Origin of the sequence: Streptomyces sp. NPDC048278 (assembly GCF_040652195.1) — a bacterium.
GTDB lineage: Bacteria > Actinomycetota > Actinomycetes > Streptomycetales > Streptomycetaceae > Streptomyces.
On the sequence record NZ_JBEZLP010000004.1, the window covers coordinates 281,556 to 299,657 of the forward strand.

Below are 18,102 nucleotides of genomic sequence, written 5' to 3' on the forward strand. Positions count from 1 at the left end.
TTGATGTCGCAGATGCCCCAGCAGGCCGCACCGGCGAAGTGCCCGAGCTGCGCGGAGCCGCTCGAATCGGGTGACCTGTTCTGCGGTGCGTGCGGGTACGACCTGTCGGCCGTGCCCGCCGCCCCGCCGGACCACCCGACCCTCACCATGGGCGCCGCCGGTGTGGGATCCTCGGGCGTGGACTGGCCCCCGCCCGAGCCGGAGAGCTCCGGTACGCCCGCGGCACCGCATCTGCCGACCGACCTGCCCGGCACCGACTCGGGCGGCAAGCAGCTGCCCGCGTCGCCGCCGCCCCCGCACGGCACGCCGGCCGCCCCGGCGCCGCACGGCTCACCCCCGGCCCCGGCGCCGCACGGCTCGCCGGTGTCGCCGGCCTCCGGGGTGCGGTTCGACCGGCCGCCGGAGCCGGACGAGTACCCGCTGCAGGCGCCGGACCCCCGGGTGGCCGCCTCCGCCGCCGAGACGGCCGGGAGCACGGGGAGCGCCGAGACCACCGAGCTGCCGAAGGTCTGCGTGGCCTGCCGCGCGGGCCGGGTCGACGACGACGGGTACTGCGAGAACTGCGGGCACGCCCAGCCGCGCGAGCGCGACCACATGGAGCAGGAGGCCGGCCCGGTGGCCGCCGTCAGCGACCGCGGGCTGCGCCACCACCGCAACGAGGACGCGTTCGCCGTCGGCCACACCACGCTGCCCGACGGCACCCCGGCCACGCTCGCGGTCGTCTGCGACGGCGTCTCCTCGGCGACCCGTCCCGACGAGGCCTCCATGGCCGCCTCCCGGGCCGCCGTCGAGGCGCTGCTGGCCGCGCTGGAGCAGGGCACCCATCCGCAGCAGGCGCTGCACGACGCGATCGTCACCGCCTCCCAGGCCGTCGACGCCCTCGCGGAGGAGCCCTCCTCGGCCCGTGAGCACGCCCCGCACCAGAACGCCCCGGCGTGCACGATCGTCGCCTCGATCGTCGCCTCGGGCCTGCTGGTGGTCGGCTGGGTCGGCGACAGCCGCGTCTACTGGGTGCCGGTGGACCGGACCGCACCGCCCGCCCGGCTCACCGAGGACGACTCCTGGGCCGCGCAGATGGTCGCCGCGGGCCTGATGAGCGAGGCGGAGGCGTACGCCGACGAGCGCGCCCACGCGATCACCGGCTGGCTCGGCGCGGACGCCTACGAGCTGGAGCCGCACACCGCGTCCTTCAAGCCGGACCGGTCCGGCGTGGTGGTGGTGTGCACCGACGGCCTGTGGAACTACGCGGAGGCGGCCGAGGAGATGGCCGAGATCGTCCCCGCCGACGCGGACGTACGGCCGCTGCACGCGGCCCGGGTGCTGGTCGGCCACGCCCTGGACGGCGGGGGCCACGACAACGTAACAGTGGCGCTGCTCCCGTTCCCGGAACCGCCGCAGGGGGCAGGATCCGCCTGAGGCCGCCGCAAAACGGCCGCAAACGGGAGAGACGCGCGGGGAAACACCGGCGGACCGGAGGGGACCGGTCCGCACACCGTCAGCACCCACCACGCGTGGGGTGGAGGGGGACCAGAGCAGTCATGGCCAATTTCTCGAAATCGAGCGTGCCGCAGTTCTCGGTGGACGTGTACCAGAACGAGTACCTGCCGGAGAACGGCCGCGAGGTCAACGCGATCGTCACGGTGACGGCGACCGGCGGCGGCACCGTCGGGACCGCGGTCGGCGCGTCGTACGCCCCCGGGCAGGGGCCCGCCGCCGGGGTCGCGATCATGGTCGACTGCTCGGGCTCGATGGACTACCCGCCGACCAAGATGCGCAACGCCCGGGACGCCACCGCGGCGGCGATCGACACCCTGCGCGACGGCACCCACTTCGCGGTGATCGGCGGCACGCACGTGGCCAAGGAGGTCTACCCGGGCGGCGGGCGGCTCGCGGTGGCCGACCGCACCTCGCGCGAGCAGGCCAAGCAGGCGCTGCGCAGGCTGAGCGCGGGCGGCGGCACGGCGATCGGCACCTGGCTGCGGCTCGCCGACCGGCTCCTGTCCTCCGCCGACGTCGCCATCCGGCACGGCATCCTGCTCACCGACGGCCGCAACGAGCACGAGTCGCCGGAGGACCTCAAGGCCGCCCTGGACTCCAGTGCCGGGCGGTTCACCTGTGACGCGCGCGGTGTCGGCACCGACTGGGAAGTGAAAGAAGTCACAGGGATCGCCTCCGCGCTCCTCGGTACCGCCGACATCGTCGCCGATCCCACGGGCCTGGCCGCCGACTTCACGCAGATGATGGAGACGGCGATGGGCAAGGAGGTCGCGGACGTCGCGCTGCGGCTGTGGACCCCGGTCGGCACGACCATCAAGTTCGTCAAGCAAGTGGCGCCCACGGTCGAGCAGTTGACCGACCGCCGCACCGAGGCCGGGCCGCGGGCCGGGGACTACCCGACCGGCTCCTGGGGCGACGAGTCCCGTGACTACCACGTCTGCGTGGAGGTCCCCACGGCCGGCCTCGGCCGGGAAATGCTCGCCGCGCGCGTGTCGTTGGTCGTCCCGCAGCCCGACGGCAGCGTCCAGAACCTCGGCGCACAGGGCCTGATCAGGGCGGTGTGGACGGACGACATGGTCGCCTCGACCTCCATCAACCCCCAGGTCGCGCACTACACGGGTCAGGCCGAACTGGCACAAGCCATCCAACAGGGCCTGGATCTCCGCAAAGCGGGTGATATGGACGGCGCAACGGCCAAACTGGGCCGGGCCGTTCAGTTGGCAAGCGCTTCCGGGAACGCGGATACTGCGAAACTGCTTGCGAAGGTGGTGGACGTGGTCGATGCCACGACGGGTACTGTGCGACTGAAGGCGAAGGTCGAGGAGGCCGACGAGATGACTCTCGAGACACGGTCCACAAAGACTGTTCGTGTAAAGAAGTGACCTGACAGTCCACCCGCAGGACCACACCACCCAGACAGGCTCAGGACGATCCTGACAGAGAGGGAAGCCCGCCATGCCGACCTGCCCGAACGGACACCAGTCGGGTTCCGACGACTGGTGCGAGGTGTGCGGTCACCGCATGGCCGGTGCCGTACCTCCGCCGCCCCCGCCGACCGCCGGCGGCTACGGCTTCCCGCCGCCCGCGCCCGGTGCCCAGGCCGGTGGCCCGATGGGCGGCGGCCGGCATCTGTCCGCCGTGCCGAACTCGGCCGAGCCGGAGCTGTGCCCGCAGTGCCGTACGCCCCGTGAGGGCGGTGCTCCGTTCTGCGAGGAGTGCCGCTGGAACTTCCTGACCAACACGGCCACCTCGTACACCCCGGCCGCCCCGCGCCCGCCCGCGGGCGGCGGCCCGGGCGGCCCGGGCGCGCCGACCTTCCGGCCGCCGGCCCCGCCGTCGTTCGGCGGCGGCGACTCGTACGAGTACCAGGGCTCGCGCCCCTCCCAGGTGAACCGTCCGGCCGAGCCGATCCCCTCCTTCGGCAGCGAGCCCTCGGGCCCGACGCCGTTCGCGGGCGAGCGCGGCGGCCAGTCCCCCTTCGGCGCCGACCGCGGCCCCTCGGGTCCGCCGCCCGGCCCGTCGGGACCCTCGGGCCCGTCCGGCTTCGGCGGCGACCGCGGCCAGTCGGGTCCGCCCGCGTTCGGCGGCGGTGACCGGGGCCAGTCCGGCCCCTCGGGCTTCGGCGGCGGCGATCGCGGCCAGTCCGGCCCGCCGGCTTTCGGCGGCGGTGACCGCGGTCCGTCCGGCCCCTCCGGCTTCGGTGGCGGCGACCGCGGCCAGTCCGGTCCGCCCGCGTTCGGCGGTGCCCCCGGCCAGTCCGCTCCCCCGCCCTACGGCGGCGAGCGCGGCCCCGCTGCTCCGCCCCCGCAGTTCGGTGGTGCCCCGGGTCAGAACCCCGGCGGCGCGTCCGCGTTCGGCGGTCCTCCCGGCGCCGGCCAGGCCGCCGGCCCCTACACCCGTGAACCCGTCGGCGGCCCCGCCGCCGGGCCCTTCGGCGGCTCGGACCCGTCCCGCCCGCCGGGCGGCCCCGGTGCGACCACCGGCGGCGCTCCCGGCGCCTTCCAGCAGTCGGCCCCGCCCGCGCCGCCCGGCTTCCCGCAGGAGACCAGGCCGCCGGCCGGCGGCCCGCCCTTCGGCGGCGGTGACGACGACTGGGTGATCTCCCCGCCCGGACAGGCCGGCGGTCCGGCGGGCCCCAGCGCACCCGGCCGCCCCGGCGGCTACGGCTACCCGCAGCCCGGCGCCACCCAGGCCCCGCCCGGCCCCGCCTTCCCGCAGGCCCCGCAGTCCCCGGCGACCTGGATGGCGACGATCGGCCCCGACCGCGAGTACTTCATGGCGATGATGCAGCGCTCGGGCCCGGAGGCGGCAGGCCTCAACCTGCCCGCCTACTCCCCGGAGCAGCAGCGCGCGCTCACCGGCAACCAGGTCACCATCGGCCGCCGCCGGCACTCCACCGGCGACACCCCCGACATCGACCTGTCGGTGCCGCCGGAGGACCCGGGCGTCTCGCACCAGCACGCGGTCCTGGTCCAGCAGCCGGACGGCAGCTGGGCGGTCGTCGACCAGAACTCGACGAACGGCACCACGGTGAACGGTGGCGAGGAGCCGATCCAGCCCTTCGTCCCGGTACCGCTGCAGGACGGGGACCGGGTGCACGTGGGCGCGTGGACGACGATCACCGTCCGGCGGGGCTGAGCGTCGGCGCCCCTCCGGGGGCGCGCCCCGTCCCGTCACGTCTCCGTATCCTCTCCGGGTCCTAAGCCTGGAGTCCTCGGTCACCCCGTCTGAGACCATGGAGGGGTGACAGAGATTCGGCGCGGCACGCTTCAGGAGAAGACCTTCTACGAGCTGGTCGGCGGGGAGGAGACCTTCCGTCGGCTGGTCCACCGTTTCTACGAGGGTGTCGCCGAGGACCCGCTCCTGCGGCCGATGTATCCGGAGGAGGACCTGGGGCCGGCCGAGGAGCGGCTCACCCTGTTCCTCATCCAGTACTGGGGCGGCCCCACGACCTACAGCGACAACCGCGGCCACCCCCGGCTGCGGATGCGGCACGCGCCGTTCACCGTGGACCGGGCGGCGCACGACGCCTGGCTGCGGCACATGCGGGTGGCCGTGGACGAGCTCGGCCTCTCCGCCGAGCACCGCGAACAGCTCTGGAACTACCTGACCTACGCGGCCCAGTCGATGGTCAACACCCCCGACTGACCGGCGTCGTGCCGCCGGCGGTCAGCGGACGCTGACGCCCAGCGCCCCGAGTCCCGCCCGCCGTACGGCGATCGACCCGAACGGGGTCCGCAGCCGCAGCCAGGCCCCCGAGGACAGCAGCACGACCTCGTCGCTCGAGTCGGCGGCGTCGGCCGCACCGGACGTCCGCAGGAAGCCGAGGGACTGGGCGGCATGCACGGCCCGTACCGGGAGCGGGGTGCCGCCCACGGTCCGGGACCAGATGTCCCGCCCGATCCGGTCGAGTTCGGCGCGGGTACGGCCGTCCGGGGCCAACTCCTCGGTACGGGACCGGAATTCACCGACCGCGGCGGTGACGGTGGCGCGCAGCGCCTGCGGCGCGGGCAGCCCCGGCTCGGGCCGCCAGCCGCCCCGCGGCGGCAGCACCCCGGCCCACGGTGGCCCGGTGACCGCCTTCGGCACGGCGGCCGTCGCGGCCCGTTCGTCCAGCGACTCCAGCAGTTCGCCCGCCGACACGGTCACGTCGAGGGTGACGTCCAGGCCGTCCTCGTAGGGCTTGGCGAGCCGCACCGCGCGGATCGCCAGCACCTCGAAGGAGGGGGGCCGTCCGAAGACGGCGAGCGCGGTGCCGACCGCCTGCAGCCGTACCGCGGCCGAGCGGTCGTAGCGGAGCAGCCGGGAGAGGAAGGCGGCGAGGTCCGCCGCCTCCCCGTCGTCGGCGAGGTGGAGCACCGTCATGCGGCGACGGCCTCCTCCTTGTCCTCGTCGCGGTACTCCGCGAGGAAGTCCCGCTCCTCGGCGGTGATCCGGCGCGGCCGTCCGGCGTCGAAGTCGAACGGCACGATCACCGTCGAGGCCCGTACGTAGACCAGGTCGTCGTCCTTCACCTCGTAGGTGACGGTGAAGGACGCGGCCCTGATCTCGGTGACCCACAGCTCGATGTCGACCGGGTGGTGCCGGTGGACGAGCTGCCGTTTGTAGTCGATCTCGTGGCGCGCCACCACCGACCCCTGCTTGAAGTCCTTGTCCGGGCGGAACAGGAAGTCGATACGGGCCTCCTCCAGGTACCGGAGGAAGACCACGTTGTTGACGTGGCCGTACGCGTCCATGTCCGCCCAGCGCAGGGGGCAGCGGTAGATGTGGCGCAAGATCGATCAGCCCCGGGTCAGCTTCTTGTAGGTGGCACGGTGCGGACGGGCGGCGTCCGGGCCGAGCCGCTCGATCTTGTTCTTCTCGTAGGACTCGAAGTTGCCCTCGAACCAGAACCACTTGGACTCGCCCTCGTAGGCGAGGATGTGGGTGGCGACCCGGTCCAGGAACCAGCGGTCGTGGGAGACGACGACGGCGCAGCCGGGGAACTCCAGGAGCGCGTTCTCCAGGCTGGAGAGGGTCTCCACGTCCAGGTCGTTGGTCGGCTCGTCGAGGAGCAGCAGGTTGCCGCCCTGCTTGAGGGTGAGCGCGAGGTTGAGGCGGTTGCGCTCACCGCCGGAGAGCACACCGGTCGGCTTCTGCTGGTCCGGGCCCTTGAAGCCGAAGGCCGACACGTAGGCGCGGCTCGGCATCTCGACCTGGCCGACGTTGATGTAGTCGAGCCCGTCGGACACGACCTCCCACAGCGTCTTCTTCGGGTCGAGGTTGGAGCGGCCCTGGTCGACGTAGGAGATCTTGACGGTCTCGCCGACCTTGATGTCGCCGGAGTCCGGCGTCTCCAGGCCCTGGATCATCTTGAAGAGGGTGGTCTTGCCGGCGCCGTTCGGGCCGATGACGCCGACGATGCCGTTGCGCGGCAGCGTGAAGCTGAGGCCGTCGACGAGGACCTTCTCACCGAAGGCCTTGTTCAGCTTGTCGACCTCGACGACGATGCTGCCGAGCCGCGGGCCCGGCGGGATCTGGATCTCCTCGAAGTCCAGCTTCCGCATCTTGTCGGCCTCGGCGGCCATCTCCTCGTACCGCGCGAGACGGGCCTTGGACTTGGCCTGGCGTCCCTTGGCGTTGGAGCGGACCCACTCCAGCTCCTCCTTGAGGCGCTTCTGCCGCTTGGCGTCCTTCTGGCCCTCGACCTTGAGACGGCTCGCCTTGCTCTCCAGGTAGGTGGAGTAGTTGCCCTCGTAGGGGTAGGCGCGGCCTCGGTCGAGTTCGAGGATCCACTCGGCGACGTTGTCCAGGAAGTACCGGTCGTGGGTGATGGCCACGACGGTGCCGGCGTACTTGGCGAGGTGCTGCTCCAGCCAGTTCACCGACTCGGCGTCGAGGTGGTTGGTGGGCTCGTCGAGGAGCAGCAGGTCGGGGGCCTCCAGCAGCAGCTTGCACAGCGCCACACGCCGCTTCTCACCACCGGAGAGCGTGGTGACGGGCCAGTCGCCGGGCGGGCAGCCGAGGGCGTCCATCGCCTGCTCCAGCTGGGCGTCGAGGTCCCAGGCGTTGGCGTGGTCCAGGTCCTCCTGGAGCTTGCCCATCTCGTCGAGCAGCGCGTCGGAGTAGTCGGTCGCCATCAGCTCGGCGATCTCGTTGAACCGGTCGAGCTTGCCCTTGACCTCGGCGACACCCTCCTGGACGTTCTCCAGGACGGTCTTGTCCTCGGTGAGCGTGGGCTCCTGCATGAGGATGCCGACGCTGTACCCCGGCGAGATGTAGGCGTCGCCGTTGGACGGCTGCTCCAGCCCCGCCATGATCTTCAGCACGGTCGACTTACCGGCACCGTTCGGACCGACGACGCCGATCTTCGCCCCCGGCAGGAAGTTCAGGGTGACGTCATCGAGAATCACCTTGTCGCCGTGCGCCTTGCGCGTCTTGCGCATGGTGTAAATGAACTCAGCCAAGAGAAACCGTCCGGCAGCTTGAAATCTGGCAGTGGGCAGATACACCCCATCTTGCCTGACGTCCAGCCTCGGGTGTTAACCCGTTCGGTCCGGGGGCTGTGACCTGGGGGTTCGTCGGGCGGCGCGGTAGTGCGTTCGTCACTGTGGGGCACGGCGGGGCGCTGCGGGGTGCTGTGGGGCGGCGTCACGGCCGTGGCCGTGGCCGGAGAGGCGGCGGGCGGGCGGGGGCGGAACGCTTCGGTGGTGGTGTGCGTCGTGCTTCTTCGGGGCGCGGGGGTCGTGCCCCGGAGAGGGGAGACCGGGTGGGTACGGGCGGCTTCGCCGAGTGGACAAGGCGGTTCGAGGACGAGCGTGAGCGCAGACGCGTACAGGGTGATCCGGACTGGGGGCGGGGCGCGACGCTGCATCCGGCGGTGTGGGCCGGCGTCCAGCGTTTCCAGGTCGGGGAGGACGGTGACGGCGGCAACCTGATCGGCAAGGCGGACCAGGCAGGTGACGCCGACTACGGGGCGGCGGTGCGGCTCTTCGTCGCGGAGGAGCAGAACCACGCCCGGCTGCTGGCCCGGCTGCTGGCAGCGGGGGGCGTGCCGACGCTGGCCGGGCACTGGAGCGACGCGGTCTTCGTACGGCTGCGGCGCCTCATGGGCCTGCGCCTGGAGCTGCTGGTGCTGATGATCGCGGAGGTCGTGGCGCTGCGTTACTACCGGGCCCTGCGCGACGGCACCGACGACGCGCTCACCACGGAGGTGGCGGGGCGGATCCTGTCCGACGAGGAGCGCCACGTGCCGTTCCACTGCGACCGGCTGCACGCCTCCCTGGCGGAGCTGCCCCGCGCCGTGCGCCGCCCGGTGATGGGCCTGTGGCGGCTTCTTCTGCTCGCCGTCTGCGCGGTCGTCGCCACGGACCACGGACCGGCGCTGCGGCGCCTCGGCACCGGGCGCCTGCGGTTCGTACGGGATGTCATGGCCTCGTCCCACGCGGTGGTCTCCGCGGTGCTGACGGCCGCCCCGGGCGTACGGCGGCAGGCGGTCCGGGACCGGTCCGGGGTCTGACGGTTCGGCACCGGGGAGTTCCCGGCTCTCTTCGACAGGACAGCGCTCGGGGAGGGGCGCACGCTGGGAGAGGCGAAAGGTCTCTCATGCCACGGTCGATGCGTGCGCTGGTAGCGGGTCGGGTCGGTGAACCGGGCGATGTGCTGCGGCTGGAGTCCCGGCCGGTTCCCATGGCGGAGGCCGGCCAGGCGCTGATCCGGGTGACGGCGACTCCGGTGCACGCCAGCGATCTGCATGTGCTGCGCGGCCGTTACGGCTTCTCCCCCGGGTTTCCCGCGGTCGGGGGGTACATGGAGTGCGTGGGCCGCGTCGAGGCCCTCGGTCCGGGCACCGAGGGGCTGCGCATCGGCGAGCGCGTGGTGGACGTCGCGATCCCGGCGGTACCCGGGCCGCGGGTCGACGGCACCTGGCAGGAGTACCTCGTCGCCGACGCGTCCAGGCTGCTGCCGGTCCCGGACCGGCTGAGCGACTCCGACGCCTGCCAGCTCGCCGTCAACCCGTTGACCGCGCTGCTCCTGGTGACCCGCGAGCTCGACGTGCAGCCGGGTGAATGGCTGTTGCAGACGGCCGCGGGCTCCACCGTCGGCCGGCTCGTCGTCCAGCTGGCCGGGCATCTGGGGATTCGGACGATCAACGTGGTGCGGCGGCGTGACGCCGTCGAGGAGATCAAGGCGCTCGGTGGCGACGAGGTCGTCTGCACCGAGGACGAGGACCTGGTGCAGCGGGTGGCCGAGATCGCCGGACCGGCCGGCGTGCGCAAGGCCACCGACTGCGTCGCCGGGGAGCTGGGTGCCCAGGTGTCCCGGGCACTGGCTCCGGGCGGAGAGGTCGTGGTCTACGGCGCGCTCTCCACCCATCGGCAGACCGACCCGGCGGCGTTGACGATCCCGGTGTCGGCGCGCTCGCTCATCTACGAGACCAAGGTGGTCCGCGGGTTCTGGCTGAACCGCTGGTTCGGTACCGCCTCCCCCGCGGATGTCGTGGACGCACTGTGCGAGGTGCGCAGCCTCGTCGTCCGTGGCGTGCTGGCCATCCCCGGGGGCCGGCCGTTCCCGCTCGAACGCTTCGCCGAGGCCGTCTCGTTCGCCGAGGCGCCCGCGCACGGCGCCAAACCGCTTCTCGTTTTCGAGGACGTCTTCGAGAACGTCTTCGGGGACGGCCGCTAGCGGGATCGCAGCGCCTTGTGCAGGAGGAGGGCGGTCACGGCGACCGCTCCCGCGGCCCCGGCCGAGCGGTACGCCCGGGAGGAGCGCCAGGACAGCGCGGACCAGCGGGAGTTGGCCGAGAGGACGGACCCCGTGCTCAGCCAGGAGGCTGCCGAGGCGAAGGACAGGGCCGAACCGATCGAGCCTGCCGAGAGGGCGCTGCCGATCGAGCCGACGGAGAGGGCCGAGCCCACCGACCCGATGGAGAGCACGGAGCCCACCGAGCCGATCGACAGCACCGAGTCGTGGGACCACAGGGACAGGATGGAGTCCGGGGACGACGGCCTGCCGGGTGCGGGTGAGTTGGTCATGACGTCATGGTGCCCGCCCGGGAGTCAGTCGGTCTGCTGATTCTCCCGCTGACGGAGAATCACCAGGACCGCGCCGCCGATCACCACCAGGCCGATGGCCACGCCCGTGATCACGCCGGTCGCCGAGTCGCCGCCGGTCGCGGCCAGGTTGACGTCGGAGGCGGTGCCGCCGACCGACGCCGGGCTGGGCTCGCTGAGGGTCTGAGTGGCGAGGCCCGCGTCGCTGCCCTGGGTCTTGCAGTCGAGGACACCGGTGAAGCGGCGTTCGAGGCCGTTCGGGCCGGTGATCGTGAAGTCGTAGGCCTGGTCCTCCTGGAGCGGTACGGTCACCGTCCGCGAGGTGTCGGCGGGGATGCTGTACTCGGTGCTCACCAGCTCGAAGGTGAACGGCTTGTCCCCGGTGTTGGCCGCGGTGATGTCCACGCCGCTGCGGGCGCAGTTCTTCTCGGCCGACAGTGCCGGTATCGCGCCCTGGGCCGCCCAGGTCGCGTTCGCGGTCGCGGCGACCGTGGACTCGCTGGAGCCGGCCAGGATCTGCGTCTGGCTGCGGCTCCCGGAGGTGAAGGCCCGGCCGACGGGGACCGTCGTCGACGCCTGGACGGTCAGTTCGGCGGAGCTGTCCGCCGCGTCGTCGGGGACCTTGAAGTACAGCTCGGTGCCGTCCTGCGCGGTGGTGACCGGCTTGCCGGCCTTGTCGGTGATCCGGACGCCGCTGAGGGCCGCGTCGGACGGCGGGACCACGGTGACCGTACGCGCGTTGGTGTGCACCGTCACCGGGCCGAGCAGGCCGCCGGGGCGGCCGGAGACGGCCGGCGGGGAGAGGGCCAGCGAGGCCTGCGGCTCGTTCTGGCCGCGGGCGTTCTTCTCCAGGTAGTCGGCGAGCTTCTCGGCCTGCGGGTCGACGGCGTCGACGTCCGCGCCGTCCGAGAAACGCCAGATCGCCACCTGGGTGCCGGCCGCCGCGTCCTGCTCGGTGAGGCCGGCGGCACCGGCCTTGCGGGCCAGCGCGGCGAGGTCGTTGACCTGCGGGTAGGAGTTCTGCAGGATCCAGCGGATGTCGCCGGCGTTCTTGTTGGCGCCGAGCGAGGTGCCGCTCCAGGCCGTCTCCTGGTACTTGGCGTCCCGCTGGGCGGGGTTGTGGAGGTCGACGCAGTACGTCTGGAGCGTGCCGCCGCCGTCCACGGACATCTCGAACAGGCCCGCGGCCACCTGCTCGTCGCCGCTGTCGCCGTGGACCACGGCCTCGCCGTAGGTCTTCAGGCCGTTCATGGTCGCCGTGGCCCCGCTCTGGTTCTGGGCGGTCCCGTCGTCGGCCGCGGCCCGGCCGGCGCCGGTCAGCGCGACGGCGGCCACCAGTCCGGACACCAGGGTCGCGGCGCCGAGGCGGGCCATGCCTCTGACGGCCACGGCGGTGCCGTAGTGCCTGGTGGACGCGCGAGGCGCCGAGGAACCAGAGAACGCAGCGAGCACAGAATTCCCCTTCGAGCAGGACCCGTTGGACGCGGGGGGTGGTCCCACCAGCAGAATCAGCGGCCCCAGGGGCCATGCCCGGCATCCTATGGATCAGCCGGACCGGCCTTTCCCGGTGAGATGGTCCGATGAGCGATCCGATCCGTAATCGTTATCGCGGAGACGCGAGCGAGCCGGGCACAGGCAGGGCTTGTCGACAAATCCACCCGTCGTGAGGGCGGGTGTCGCGGAGCGCATGCGCCGGCAAGCCGTCAACAGGCCGCGAACGGAACCGGCTTCACGGTGCGTCACGGCGTGTCACGGCGTCGCCGCCACCGCCATCGTCATCGCCACCGGCTCCGGCTCCGGCTGTTGCTGGGCGGGCGGGTCGGGGGACTCCACCGGTGCCTCCCAGTCGGGTTCCGGGCGCGGTGGTGCCGGAGCCGTCGTGTCCGGCCTGCCGGTTCGCCGGAAGGCCGCCGTGCCGCGGGCGAGGTCGTGGCCGATCGCCACCGCGTCGATGTCGGCGGAGGTCCGCTGCTGGCCCTCCCGGGTCTCGGTGCGCACCTTCAGCCGTCCCTGTACGACGACCGGGTCGCCGACCGCCAGCGAGGTCGCCGCGTTGGTGGCGAGCTGCCGGTTGGCCCACACCGTGAAGAAGTTGGTGTGGCCGTCCGTCCAGGCGTTCTTCTCGCGGTCCCAGTAGCGCGCGGTCACCGCCAGCCGGAACCGGGCCGACGGACCCGCCGCCAGCTCCCGGAACACCGGCTGCGTCGCCACGTTGCCCACCGCGCAGACCATCGTCTCGTTCATCACGAACCCCTCCCTCGCCCGGCCGCCGCGGCCGGGCGGATCCGCGTACGGGTCCGTCCCGTACGGCGGTGTCCACCACGGCGACCGCGTGCGGGGGATGCGTCCGCGGACATCCGCTTGCGTCTGCGTGCATCCGCGTGCGTCCACGTACATCCGGGTGCGCCCCTGCAGGTCGCGATCGCCGTGGGACCAGACTGCCGCCGCCGGACCGGGCCCGCCGAGCGCTGTGGACCACCGCCGGCCTGTGGAAAACTCCACCACCCGGACGAGTGACCCCCGTCCCCCCGGACGGAGCCTCACCCCGGCTCGGGCCTCACCCCACTCCGGCGCCCGTCCGCGTCACCCTCGCGTACTGCTCCCGCACCTCCTGGTACCGCAGCAGCTCCGCCGCCACGGGGTCCAGCACCCGGGCCCGGCCGCAGCCGGCCGCAGCCTCGCGGAGCCGGCGTTCCGCCTCCGTGCCGTACCGGCGGGCCGGACCGCGGGCCGCCATCCGGCAGCCCCACTCGACCAGCGGGCCGCCGATGATCCCGGAGACCATCAGCAGCACCGGAACGCCCAGGTTGGGCGCCGTCACCCCGGTGATCTGGCCCATCAGCCACAGCCCGCCGACCACCTGAAGGAGCGTCATCGCGGCCTGGGCCAGCACCGCCACCGGCCACCAGCCCGGCCGCGGTGGCCGCCCCGGCGGCAGCCCGGCCCGCGCCGCCAGGTCGTCGAGCGCCTCCGGAAGGCCCTGCGAGCCGCGTACGGCCGCCTCGCGCACCGCCTGCGCCCAGGGCGTGGGCAGCCCGGCCGAGGCCCGCTCGGAGACCGTGCGCACCGCCTGCTCGACGCGCTGCCGCGCGGTGGCCTCCACCTCCGGCTGGGCCTTCTGCAAGCGTCCGGTCTGCGGCTCGCCGCGCTTCTGGTACCAGCGCCACAGCCGCAGCCAGGGCGTGCCGCAGGCCCGGTTGGCGTTGCGCCGCCAGGCCCGCTCGGCGGCCTCGCCCGCGGCGGTGGCGCCGACCGCGTCCGCGAGCCGCCCGGCGAACTCGTCGCGCGCCTCCTCGGTGAGCCCGGCGCGCCTGCCGGTGGCGTAGACGGGCCGCAGCCGGGTCGCGGCGGCGTCCACGTCGGCCGCGACCCGGCGGGCCGCCGCACCCCGCTCGGAGACGAACTGGCCGAGCACCTCGCGCAGTTCGCCGACGCCGTCGCCGGTGAGCGCGGACAGCGCGAGCACGGTCGCGCCCGGGTCGCCGTACTCGCCGAGGGCGATGCCGTCGTCGTCGAGCAGCCGGCGCAGATCGTCCAGGACCTGGTCGGTGGCCTCGCCGGGCAGCCGGTCGGTCTGGTTGAGGACGATGAACATGACCTCGGCGTGGCCGGCCATGGGCCGCAGATAGCGCTCGTGGAGCACGGCGTCGGCGTACTTCTCGGGGTCGACGACCCAGATCACCGCGTCGACGAGTTTCAGGATCCGGTCGACCTGCGCGCGGTGCTGGACGGCGGCCGAGTCGTGGTCGGGCAGGTCGATCAGGACCAGCCCGCGCAACTGGGCGTCCGCCTCCGGGTTGTGCACGGGACGGCGGCGCAGCCGGCCCGGGATGCCGAGCCGGTCGATGAGGGCGGCGCTGCCGTCGCTCCAGCTGCACGCGATGGGCGCCGCGGTGGTGGGCCGGCGTACCCCGGTCTCCGAGATGGCGACTCCGGCGAGCGCGTTGAACAGCTGGGACTTGCCGCTGCCGGTGGCGCCGGCGAGGGCGACCACGGTGTGCTGGCCGGAGAGCCGGCGCCGGGTGGCCGCCTCGTCCAGGACCCGGCCGGCCTCGGCGAGGGTGTTGCTGTCGAGACGGGTGCGGGAGAGGCCGACGAGTTCGCGCAGGGCGTCGAGGCGGGAGCGCAGCGGGCCGTCGTACGCGAGCGGGGCGGGGGCCGGGGCGCCCGGACCGCGGGTCTCCACGACGGGGACGGCGGCCTTGGCGGTCTCGGTGACCCGGCGCGCGATGAGGCCGTCGTCCCACACGTCGTCGTCGGCGGCCGGATCGTCGGCGCCGGGCGGGCGGTCGTCGGTGGTCGCGGGAGGCGCGGTGGTCGCGGGGGCGGGCGGACGGTCGTCGGCCGGCTCCCGTTGCTCCCGCACGCGTGCGTGCGGGACGTTCTCGGTGTCGGCGGCCGACCCGGCGGTGTCGGCCGCCGCGGCGGCCTGCCTGGCTCCGGAGGCGGCTCCGCGGGCTCCGGCGGTATCCGCGTACGCCTCGGCCGCCTCCGCCGACTCCGCCGCCTCGGACGGCTTGGACGACTTGGACGGCTTGGATTCCTGGGGGTCCTGGTGGCCCTTGGGATTCCTGGGGTCCGTTCGGGTCTCGTCCCGGTGCTGGGTGCCGTCCGGGGCCCGGTCTCGTGCGGGCTCCCGTACGGCGTCGGGCGCGCTGTCCGCCGCGGTCGCTCGCGCGGCCGGTGCGGCGGTCTCGAAGTCGCTGGAGTAGTCACCGGTGAAGTCACTGGTGTGATCCATGTGTTCCATGTGATCCGTGTGGTCGTGGTCAGTGACGGCGGTCACCGGTCACCTCTCCTTCTGCAGGACGGACAGGGCGGCGATGAGTTCGGCCTGGGGTTCGGGATGCACGTCGAGGGCGTCGAGCGGCGCGAGGCGGCGCTCACGCTCGGCGTGCAGGACGCGGTCGACGTGCTCGGTGAGCAGCCGTCCGGCCCGGTCGCGCAGCCGCAGCGCGCCGTGGGCGCCGATGCGCTCGGCGAGCCGCTCCCCCGCGGCCTTGGTGCGCCGGCCGCCGAGCAGCGCGGTGGCGACCAGGGCGGCGACGGCCTCGGAGTCCGGGGCGACGCTGCGGTCGAGCTCGCGCACCTCGTCCTCGGCGTACTCCTCCAGCTCGCGCCGCCAGCGCCGGACGGCGAGGCCGATGCGGTGCTCGGCGCTCTCCAGGGACGGGTCGCGGTCGGTGAGTCCGGGGGCGGAGGAGGCCGGCTCGCGGCGCCAGGTGTCGTCGACGCGTTCGTCGGCGGCGGTGACGGAGCAGAGCAGCAAGGCGGCGAGGCTCTCCACCAGGGCGTCCAGGAGTTCGTCGGCGGAACAGTCGAGGGGGTAGGCGCGCCAGCGCTTGAGGGCGTCGCCGGCCAGGACGGCCCCGCTCTGCAGGCGTCCTCGCACGCGCGCGTGCTCGCTGTCGTACGCCGTCTCGACGGCGGAGGTCAGGCGCAGGGCGGCGGCGTACTGGGCGGCGGCGGCGCCGGCCAGTTCGGGCATGCGGGCCTTGAGGGAGTCGAGGAGGCCGTGGGCGGTCCTGGCCAGGGTGTGGCTGCGGGCGCCGGGGTCCTGGGCCTGGTGGAGGAGCCAGGCGCGCAGCGGGGCGACCGCGGTGGCCGGGAGCAGACCGCCGCCCCAGGCCGACTCCGGCAGCTCGGGCACGGTGAACCGGGGTACGTCACCGAGTCCGGCCTTGGTGAGGAGGGCGCCGTACTGCCGGGAGACCTCGGAGACGACCGTGTGCGGGACCCGGTCGAGGACGGTCACCAGGGTGGCGTCGTACTCCTTGGCGGTGCGCAGCAGGTGCCAGGGGACGGCGTCGGCGTAGCGGGCGGCCGTGGTCACCATCACCCAGACGTCGGCGGCACAGATGAGTTCTGCGGCGAGGACGCGGTTGTCGACGACCAGGGAGTCGATGTCGGGGGCGTCCAGCAGGGCGAGGCCGCGCGGGATGCTGTCGGCGGTCTCGACGCGCAGCACGCGTGCGGAGTTGTCGCCGGGGAGGAAGGGGTCGTCGCTGGGCTCCTGGTGCGGTACCCACTCTCGGGTGAGGTCGGGCAGCACGCGCATGCCGCTGAACCAGTGATGGTCCTCCGGATGACAGACCAGGACCGGTGTGCGGGTGGTCGGCCGCAGCACGCCCGCCTCGCTGACCCGGCGGCCCACCAGTGAGTTGACGAGGGTCGACTTGCCGGCGCCCGTGGATCCGCCCACCACGGCCAGAAGCGGCGCTTCGGGCTCTTTGAGGCGGGGCACCAGATAGTCGTCGAGCTGTGCGAGCAGTTCGTCGCGGTTGGCACGCGCGCGTGGAGCCCCCGCCAGGGGCAGCGGGAAGCGTGCGGCAGCGACACGGTCGCGCAGGGCGGAGAGTGTGTCGAGCAGCTGAGGCCGTACGTCCAAGGTCACCACATGCGAAGAATGCCCAATTTTAGGGGAATTCTGAAGCATATAGACATGTCTGCGTGCCGACAGGACACAACGGGCGGAAGGGGCGACTGGGACGGAGGCACAGTCCAGGCATAACGAGTGCACAACACCCGGTGCGTCGGGCGCCAAAAGCGATGCACGATTCGTACCTGCCTGCGATTATCAGGACCGCTTCACCGAACCTCCACATTGAGCCACGGAGGCGAAGCAACAGGGACACGGATCGGGGAGTTCTATCCTTGTCCCCGGCAACGTCACGGACCCGCCCCACCAGGGCAGTGCGTACGAGGCCAGCACAGCCGGCCCCCGTAGCTCAGTGGATAGAGCAGGCGCCTTCTAAGCGCTTGGCCGCAGGTTCGAGTCCTGCCGGGGGCGCCCTGAGCCACCTGGCCCGCCTGCCGGGCAGCCCCCCGTTCCGAAGTTGGCCAGGAAAAGCCCCTTCGGAGCGGACGGATCGGCCGCCGGCACGGCTCAGGCCCCGGTGGAATCCTCCGGTACGGCCTCGGCGGCGACCTCGTCGACCACGGTACGGGCCTGCCGCTCCGGGACGCCGGCCGCGATGAGCGAGGCGACGGCCGTGCGGGTGCCGTCGTCCTCGAAGACTCCGCCGTTGACCTGTTCCAGCAGGGCGATCGTCATGCCCTCCAGGGCGGCGCCGAGCACCGCGGGCGGGAGGTGGGGGTGGAAGACGCCGTCCCGCTGGCCGCGCTCCACGATCGCCGTGGCCCGGACCCGGGCGGGCGCAAGGACCTCGGCGACGCGTTCCGCGCCCAGGTCCCGGTGGGCGAGGGCCAGCAGCATCCGGTAGCGGTCGCCCACCGGCCACATCGACAGGGAGAAGCGCGCGAGGGCCCGGTCGGCCGGCTCCGCGGACTCCGCTCCCCGTGCCACGGCGGCCTGGAGCGCCTCGGCGGCCTCCTCGGCCAGCGCCTCCAGGAGCGCGGCCCGCCCCGGGAAGTGCCCGAAGAGCGTGCGCCGTACGACACCGGAGGCGCGGGCCAGCTCCTCCAGGGTGATGTCGGGGTTCCGGCCGAGTTCCTGGCGGGCGGTGGCGAGGATCCGCGCCCGGTTGGACCGTGCGTTGCGACGCTGCGGCACGCGGCCGACGGGCTGGGACACGGACAACCTCGATGAAGACCGGACGGACGACGGGCGCCC

15 protein-coding genes and 1 tRNA gene are annotated in these 18,102 nt (G+C 73.3%); 7 read left to right on the top strand and 9 right to left on the bottom strand.

Translation table 11 applies throughout. From position 1 onward, the window contains the following. The first annotated feature begins 3 nt into the window (after positions 1-3). From AB0D74_RS09885 to AB0D74_RS09900, 4 genes are all read left to right on the top strand, one after another. Positions 4-1,416, top strand: a complete 1,413-nt coding sequence (locus tag AB0D74_RS09885) for a protein phosphatase 2C domain-containing protein (protein WP_362582511.1) — start codon at positions 4-6, stop codon at positions 1,414-1,416. 122 nt (positions 1,417-1,538) lie between these two features. Continuing rightward, positions 1,539-2,879, top strand: a complete 1,341-nt coding sequence (locus AB0D74_RS09890; protein ID WP_362582514.1) for a VWA domain-containing protein — start codon at positions 1,539-1,541, stop codon at positions 2,877-2,879. 73 nt (positions 2,880-2,952) lie between these two features. After that, entirely contained in the window at positions 2,953-4,635 is a 1,683-nt protein-coding gene (locus AB0D74_RS09895; protein ID WP_362582517.1) for an FHA domain-containing protein, read from the top strand. Between the two features lie 105 nt (positions 4,636-4,740). Next, positions 4,741-5,145, top strand: a complete 405-nt coding sequence (locus AB0D74_RS09900) for a globin (RefSeq protein ID WP_362582520.1) — start codon at positions 4,741-4,743, stop codon at positions 5,143-5,145. Positions 5,146-5,166: 21 nt separating this feature from the next. On the opposite strand, the gene AB0D74_RS09905 is transcribed toward AB0D74_RS09900, so the two are convergent. The 3 genes from AB0D74_RS09905 to ettA are packed head-to-tail and all read right to left on the bottom strand — an operon-like array spanning position 5,167 to position 7,943. Beyond that, a complete protein-coding gene (locus tag AB0D74_RS09905) occupies positions 5,167-5,862 on the bottom strand; it encodes a hypothetical protein (RefSeq protein ID WP_362582522.1) in 696 nt (231 codons plus the stop codon). Further along, positions 5,859-6,272 carry a thioesterase family protein gene (locus AB0D74_RS09910; protein ID WP_362582525.1) on the bottom strand — a complete coding sequence of 138 codons (414 nt, stop codon included), beginning with the start codon at positions 6,270-6,272 and terminating at the stop codon, positions 5,859-5,861. The genes AB0D74_RS09905 and AB0D74_RS09910 overlap by 4 nt, the downstream gene beginning before the upstream one ends. A 6-nt stretch (positions 6,273-6,278) precedes the next feature. Then, entirely contained in the window at positions 6,279-7,943 is a 1,665-nt protein-coding gene (gene ettA, locus AB0D74_RS09915; RefSeq protein WP_362582528.1) for an energy-dependent translational throttle protein EttA, read from the bottom strand. A 302-nt stretch (positions 7,944-8,245) separates the two neighbouring features. On the opposite strand from ettA, the gene AB0D74_RS09920 reads away from it, so the two are divergent. Together AB0D74_RS09920 and AB0D74_RS09925 are read left to right on the top strand one after the other, a co-directional pair. Continuing rightward, on the top strand, positions 8,246-8,995 hold the full coding sequence (locus AB0D74_RS09920; RefSeq protein ID WP_362582531.1) for a ferritin-like domain-containing protein: 750 nt from the start codon (positions 8,246-8,248) through the stop codon (positions 8,993-8,995). Between the two features lie 98 nt (positions 8,996-9,093). Continuing rightward, positions 9,094-10,161, top strand: a complete 1,068-nt coding sequence (locus AB0D74_RS09925) for a zinc-dependent alcohol dehydrogenase family protein (RefSeq protein WP_362582534.1) — start codon at positions 9,094-9,096, stop codon at positions 10,159-10,161. Here the strand turns inward: AB0D74_RS09925 and AB0D74_RS09930 are convergent. The 5 genes from AB0D74_RS09930 to AB0D74_RS09950 form a co-directional block, all read right to left on the bottom strand. Next, positions 10,158-10,511 (bottom strand): hypothetical protein, encoded by a 354-nt coding sequence (locus AB0D74_RS09930; RefSeq protein ID WP_362582537.1) that lies wholly within the window; start codon positions 10,509-10,511, stop codon positions 10,158-10,160. The genes AB0D74_RS09925 and AB0D74_RS09930 overlap by 4 nt on opposite strands. 24 nt (positions 10,512-10,535) lie before the next feature. After that, complete coding sequence (locus AB0D74_RS09935) at positions 10,536-11,903, bottom strand: Cys-Gln thioester bond-forming surface protein (protein ID WP_362583083.1); 1,368 nt, start codon at positions 11,901-11,903, stop codon at positions 10,536-10,538. 375 nt (positions 11,904-12,278) lie between these two features. Then, on the bottom strand, positions 12,279-12,773 hold the full coding sequence (locus AB0D74_RS09940) for a single-stranded DNA-binding protein (protein WP_362582540.1): 495 nt from the start codon (positions 12,771-12,773) through the stop codon (positions 12,279-12,281). Positions 12,774-13,086: 313 nt separating this feature from the next. Further along, positions 13,087-15,270: a YfjP family GTPase gene (locus AB0D74_RS09945; RefSeq protein WP_362582543.1), complete on the bottom strand. Its 2,184-nt coding sequence runs from the start codon at positions 15,268-15,270 to the stop codon at positions 13,087-13,089. 48 nt (positions 15,271-15,318) lie between these two features. Next, positions 15,319-16,926 (bottom strand): dynamin family protein, encoded by a 1,608-nt coding sequence (locus AB0D74_RS09950; RefSeq protein ID WP_362582546.1) that lies wholly within the window; start codon positions 16,924-16,926, stop codon positions 15,319-15,321. 320 nt (positions 16,927-17,246) lie between these two features. Between AB0D74_RS09950 and AB0D74_RS09955 the strand changes: the two genes are divergently transcribed. Beyond that, positions 17,247-17,319 (top strand) — tRNA-Arg (locus tag AB0D74_RS09955). A 96-nt stretch (positions 17,320-17,415) separates the two neighbouring features. On the opposite strand, the gene AB0D74_RS09960 is transcribed toward AB0D74_RS09955, so the two are convergent. Continuing rightward, positions 17,416-18,063 (bottom strand): TetR family transcriptional regulator, encoded by a 648-nt coding sequence (locus tag AB0D74_RS09960; protein WP_362582549.1) that lies wholly within the window; start codon positions 18,061-18,063, stop codon positions 17,416-17,418. Between the last annotated feature and the right edge of the window lie 39 nt (positions 18,064-18,102).